This window comes from Anaerorhabdus sp. (assembly GCF_036641015.1).
In the GTDB taxonomy this organism is placed as follows: domain Bacteria; phylum Bacillota_I; class Bacilli_A; order Erysipelotrichales; family Erysipelotrichaceae; genus Anaerorhabdus.
In genome coordinates this window covers 1-5,759 of the sequence record NZ_JAVWFO010000073.1, presented here as the reverse complement: position 1 = coordinate 5,759, position 5,759 = coordinate 1, and the positions used below count along the sequence as shown (strand labels likewise).

The window sequence follows — 5,759 nt, the reverse complement described above, 5'->3', positions numbered from 1 at the left end:
GTGGAACTGTTTATGTAGATGGTTCTCGTGACTCTCAAGTATTAAGTCTAACAAACGATGAAGATACAGCATGGGATCAAATGAGTATTACAAAAGACTTTGGTGTTGATGTTAAGAAGACACAAGAAGAAGAAAAGAAAACTGATTTAAGAGCTGATCGCCAAGATAGAAATATCGGTGTTGAAGTTGGAGATATCTGTCCAATTTGCTTAGAGGGCATCGTTGAAGAAATCGGTGGATGCAATACTTGTACAAACTGTAATGCACAACTTAAATGTGGATTATAAAAAGGATTGAGCAATCAATCCTTTTTATTTTAAACACTTACACTTATAATTTAAGTAGAGGTGAACAATATGAATTTTGACAAATACAGCTATTATCTAGGAATGACATTTGCATTTATCGAATGCGTTGTCAACGATGCTAAAGAAATTGCCTTTACCCACCCATTACTACTAAGTGAGTATACTGATCTAAAAAGTGTAACCGAACAAATGGTAAAAGAAAATAATATCCATATATATTGGGATCACTTACCAACAAAAATCATAGGTATCTTATATAAATATGAAGAAAGTATACTAAAATATAAGAAACTACGAGAAACGAGTAACCCTATCGATCACTTTGATAATTATAAAGATTTACTAGGATATGGTATTGTTCATACATTAAATAATTATACTGAAATAAAAGCCGATGTATTCCAAAGTGAAACATGGATTCTAAAATAAAAGAACAAATTAAATTGTTCTTTTATTATACCAATCCTTTTGTTAACCAAGCTTTACCACGATATCTAGCATAGAAGAAAATAGATCTAAATAGCCAATCAATAATCATAGCTAACCAAACACCTATTAATCCTAATCCAAATGTTAAGCTAAATAGATAACTTAAACCTATTCGACATGCCCACATAACTATTATTGAAACAGTCATCGTAAATTTAACATCTCCCGCCGCTCTTAAAGCATTTGGTAATCCAAAAGCAGGAACTACAAAGAACATTGCACCGATGCAATACATAGTCATGATTTGAAGAGCTAGCTCTGTTGTTGGAACTGATAAAGAATATATACCAAGAATTGGCTTAAGTAATAAAATCATCACTAAGTTTAGACCAACCATACTAATAAATGCTATCTTCATAAGATATTTTGTATAATACCTCGCTTGCTCAAATTCTTTAGCACCTATACATCTACCCACAACTGTAATCATAGCTAACCCTATAGCCATTTCTGGTATGCAAGCTAAATTAGATAGGTTATTCCCTACTGCATTAGCAGTAATTGCTACTGTACCAAAAGATGCAATTAAACCTGCTGTTAATAATTTACCAACATGGAACATTCCATTTTCTAAACCCGATGGAATTCCAATTATAAATATCTTTTCAATTATTTTAAAATTAGGACGGTAATGTGTAATCGTATCTATCTGAACTGCTGTTTGTTGTTTAATCAAATTATAAAGCATTATCACTGACCCCAATACCATTGAAGATGTCGTAGCAATTGCCGCACCTGCAACTCCCATATTAAATCCATAAATTAATATAGCATTCCCTACAACATTTGTAGCATTCATCATAAGTGAACATTTAAGAGACAGTTTAGCATTACCGATTGCTCTAAATAAGGCGGCCCCTGCATTGAATACTGAAATAAATGGGTATCCTATTGCTGTAATCAAAAAGTATATTTTAGCACTTTCAAATACTTCTAAATCCAAGTTACCAAATATTAATTGTATAATTTGAATTCTAAATGTAATACAAGCAAACGAAATTAATAATGATATAAATAATGTAGCAAATACCAATTGCTTAGAACTATTCTTTGCATTAATAAAATCTTTCTTCCCTAAATATTGACTAACAACAACCGAACCACCCGTTGCTAATGCAGCAAATAATTGCAACAAAAGAACATTGATTCCATCAATCAAAGATACTCCTGAAACTGCCGCTTCTGAACATGATGCTACCATAACTGTATCTGCCATCCCCATCAGAACTGCAAGTATCTGTTCAAATATTAAAGGTATGATTAACCTTTTTAAATCCCTCTTACTGAACATAGTTTCCCCCTACAATCATTGGTTGTTATTATACTCCTAACCGAAAGAAAAAAGAAGAACGAATTCTTCTTTAAATTGTAATTTCTATACTTTTTCTATCTGGATTCAAATAAGATTCAATATATGCATAGATTCTACCATTTTTTGTATTGATTTTACTTTGTATACAAATAATCGGTGTATTAATTTTAACATTCAATAAATTAGCAAATTTAACTGGGACAATCATCGGTACAAACACTTGATTAACGGAACCCGTTTCAATTTTGGCACTAAATTCCAAAATATTTAATATATTATTCATCACAGAATCATCAATCATTAACCTTACAATATATATTTGGTCTAAACTTTCCGGTTGACCATTTTGAAGATTCAAACGTACAATACGTACGAATTGATCATGTGTTGAAATTTCTAACTTCTGTGCTACCTCTCTATTTTCATCTTTAACATCAAAATAAATAATTTTATAATCACATTGCAAATCAAATGAGTTTAATGCATGTTTGTCAGTTTTTTTATGTAGTTTACTATCTGCTACAAATGTTCCAACATTTTGAACACGATATAGTACACCTTCTTCAACAAGCAAGTCTAAAGCTTTTCTTACTGTCATTCTACTCGCATTATATTTTTTTTCTAATTCACGCTCTGAAAGAATAGGTGTGTTAGGAGCTTGATTACGTATTTCTTCACGAATCAATTCAACAATTTTTTGATATATAGGAACAGTCATAATCATCCTCCTTTACCTTAAAATAATAACCGATTATTATAATTTTTCAATAGAAAAAGCCTTTTGATGCTATTTTATTAGTGCAAAAGGCTTCCATGGTTCTATAAATTCTAACAAAATTTTTTCTTCCTCTAAAACTTTACCTACTAAATTGATGTTTCCTGAATTAGGCATATCTTTTAGAATAAGATGTAGTTCACCTTTGTATCGACCATAATTTTCATTTAATATACAAATATCTCCTCTATGTAACATTGAAGGTGTATTCGTAGCTTTAATAACCGCATCTTTATAGTCAATTCTACTCATGGTACTTCTTGCCATATATTCACTCATATCCCCTCTAACATAATGAGGATAGTTAAATATTATATCTTTTTCGACATCACTTGTTTGTGTATCTAATTCAATCTTAATAGTAAGTTTTCCTGGATGTATCTCACTTACAGTTTTAAGTTCTTCTTCTGTTGCATAACAGTTTGCTATTAAGACATCATCAACTAATCCTGTCGCAAAATAATGTCTAACCTGTAAATCAATTGGTAAGTCTCTATGCATTTCAAGTGTGCATAAACCATCATTTACTGGCCAAGGTCCAAATGCTCCTGCAACTTGACTCGAAACAAATGCCGCAACCTTTAAGTTGTTTGCTTTGATATCCTTTGATGTTTTTGTAAATAATTCATAACTTAATCCTGTATAGCGTTGTGGATAAAAATTATGACAAGTAATCAAGTTTTCACGATATGGTTTGTAACTTAATATGTTATCAATATATTTTGTATCCTGTGATGCATTTACTTCTATTTTTAAGCGCTGTGGATTAACAGTCATTAACGCTTCTTTTTGTCCATTAAAACCTTCATCTAATCGTATACCATCTGCATACAAATTTTTGAAAAATGACAAATCATCATAACTGCAATTATTTGCTTCAAAAACGCTAGGTGCAACATCTAAAATAACTTCAAAGCCCTTTTCATGTGCATATTTATTTAATTCTCTAAATTTATTTAAATCCTCTTCATTTACGCTTAATAAATTTGTAAACAAACGATTATATCCATATTTTGATGCGATATCAATATAGTCTTTATCCTTTTCCATACTATTGGAAACATCTGGATATAATGAAATACCAAGTCGAGGCATATCTATTCTCCCTTCAATACATATTCTTCAATTGCTTTTAATAAATAATGTACTTTCTTTTTGCTACGCCCTGTATAAAAAACACTCATCAATTTATGATTTAGTTTATTCATAGTATTTTTACCTATAAATTCTTCTAAATATATTACTTCACATTTGTTGTCTGCAATAGCTTTTGCTGAATAACTCATGACTGTTTTTCCTTGAGTCGAATCAAATGTTACCTCGTATATAAACGGGTCCATATCTAATTTCGTAATCTCAACATCTACATTATCAGTTTGCTTCATTTTAGTAGACATTTGTTTTTTGTACTTTAGTCCCTTGCGAATATGATCTAAATCTACACTAAGTTTGCCATATTCTTTTAAGTCATATTGTATTGATTTAAGGATATGAGCGGAAAATTGGTTAACGCTTATATTAAGTGTTTCTTGTATTTTCATTTTAGTTTCCTCTTTTTTCTTTTTTTATTTTACGACTTTTATAATAAATAAGAAAGCCTCCAACAACTACATAAAATATACCACTAAAAACCATTAATAAGTTAGCAGGCGTTGTTGTTGATGCATACATAATTAGAAAAAAACCTAAAACACAAATTGCTAAACCCCATTTTTCCATTCTATTATCCTCACTTTATTACTTGAAAATATAACGACTTACCTAAATCACTAGCCTTAATAACTGCCTTAGCAAGTTCAACCGCTGAATCATCATCTGTATTTGATTCAAATGATAATTTTATACCTGTTTTACCCTTGAATATGAATTTAACATCTCCTTCATATCCTTCTAGTAATTTTATTACTTGGTCATGTTGACCACAGTTTACATAAATCATTATAACCCCTACTTTCTGCTTTTATAAACATCTATTAGTTCTTCAGAAATAATTTTAAATGCCTCTGCACTCATTAATTGATCCTCTGCATGTACTAATAATAGATTTAGATTTGTTATTTCTCCTGATGCTTCTTTTTGAATTAATTCTGCATGCGCATGATGTCCTTCTAAAAACAATTGACAACCTTCATCAATTTTCTTATTTGCTTCTTCAAAATCACCTTTTTTTGCATCTTGAATTGCTTCAATATATAAAGAACGTGCTGCACCTACTGTTGATATAATTTGAAATGCTATTAGTTCTAATCCTTCCATAGTATCCTCCATTTTTTAAAAGAATAGAGGGGTTTTGAACCCCTCTATTAATATTTTATTCTTGAGATGGTTTAATTGTATTTGCAACTTTAACAAAGATTGACCATAAGAAGATAGCGATTACTAAATTCAATAACGCAACTCCTGCTGCCACTATATTACCACCTGTTGCTAAGAATGCATAGAATACTGGTGGAATAATCCAAGGTACTTCAATAAATACTGGCGGAATGATTCCGTAATATGTAAATGCATATCCAATAGTAACAAGAATTGGTGTAATAATTAGCCATGGTATTAAATACACTGCGTTTAATACGATTGGTAAACCGAATGCTACTGGTTCATTAATGTTGAATATACCCATTGGTGCAGATACTTTAGCAACTGCTTTTTCATCTTCACGTTTAGAGAAAATTAATAATGCGATTACTAATGCTAATGTACATCCTGCTCCACCCATCCAAGCATAAGCATCAAATGATCCACGAGTCCAAATATATGGAAGATCTTTTAAAGCTGTACCTGCCATGTAAGCAGTGTTATTTGAAATTAATGCTGTTTTCCAAGCACCATCTAATACTGGAGCTAATACGTTTGTACCATGTAATCCAAAGAA

The 5,759-nt window shown here is 30.8% G+C and carries 9 protein-coding genes and 1 pseudogene; 2 read left to right on the top strand and 8 right to left on the bottom strand.

The window, feature by feature from the left end:
- A pseudogene (locus RR430_RS08690) lies at positions 1–287 on the top strand (ribonucleoside-diphosphate reductase); the annotation flags it as partial.
- Positions 288–356: 69 nt separating this feature from the next.
- Complete coding sequence (locus tag RR430_RS08685) at positions 357–737, top strand: hypothetical protein (protein ID WP_332488637.1); 381 nt, start codon at positions 357–359, stop codon at positions 735–737.
- 25 nt (positions 738–762) lie between these two features.
- On the opposite strand, the gene RR430_RS08680 is transcribed toward RR430_RS08685, so the two are convergent.
- The 8 genes from RR430_RS08680 to RR430_RS08645 form a co-directional block, all read right to left on the bottom strand.
- Positions 763–2,088, bottom strand: coding sequence for an MATE family efflux transporter (locus RR430_RS08680; protein WP_332488639.1), 1,326 nt, complete (start codon positions 2,086–2,088; stop codon positions 763–765).
- Positions 2,089–2,158: 70 nt separating this feature from the next.
- Positions 2,159–2,827: a GntR family transcriptional regulator gene (locus tag RR430_RS08675; RefSeq protein WP_332488641.1), complete on the bottom strand. Its 669-nt coding sequence runs from the start codon at positions 2,825–2,827 to the stop codon at positions 2,159–2,161.
- A 69-nt stretch (positions 2,828–2,896) separates the two neighbouring features.
- Complete coding sequence (locus RR430_RS08670; protein WP_332488643.1) at positions 2,897–3,979, bottom strand: DUF871 domain-containing protein; 1,083 nt, start codon at positions 3,977–3,979, stop codon at positions 2,897–2,899.
- A 2-nt stretch (positions 3,980–3,981) separates the two neighbouring features.
- Positions 3,982–4,425 (bottom strand): DUF3284 domain-containing protein, encoded by a 444-nt coding sequence (locus RR430_RS08665; RefSeq protein WP_332488645.1) that lies wholly within the window; start codon positions 4,423–4,425, stop codon positions 3,982–3,984.
- Between the two features lies 1 nt (position 4,426).
- Complete coding sequence (locus tag RR430_RS08660; protein ID WP_332488647.1) at positions 4,427–4,603, bottom strand: hypothetical protein; 177 nt, start codon at positions 4,601–4,603, stop codon at positions 4,427–4,429.
- Between the two features lie 10 nt (positions 4,604–4,613).
- Complete coding sequence (locus RR430_RS08655; protein WP_332488648.1) at positions 4,614–4,823, bottom strand: hypothetical protein; 210 nt, start codon at positions 4,821–4,823, stop codon at positions 4,614–4,616.
- Between the two features lie 8 nt (positions 4,824–4,831).
- Positions 4,832–5,140: a PTS lactose/cellobiose transporter subunit IIA gene (locus RR430_RS08650; protein ID WP_332488649.1), complete on the bottom strand. Its 309-nt coding sequence runs from the start codon at positions 5,138–5,140 to the stop codon at positions 4,832–4,834.
- 55 nt (positions 5,141–5,195) lie between these two features.
- Positions 5,196–5,759 (bottom strand): PTS transporter subunit EIIC (locus RR430_RS08645; RefSeq protein ID WP_332508934.1); only part of this gene is annotated, 564 nt, incomplete at its 5' end.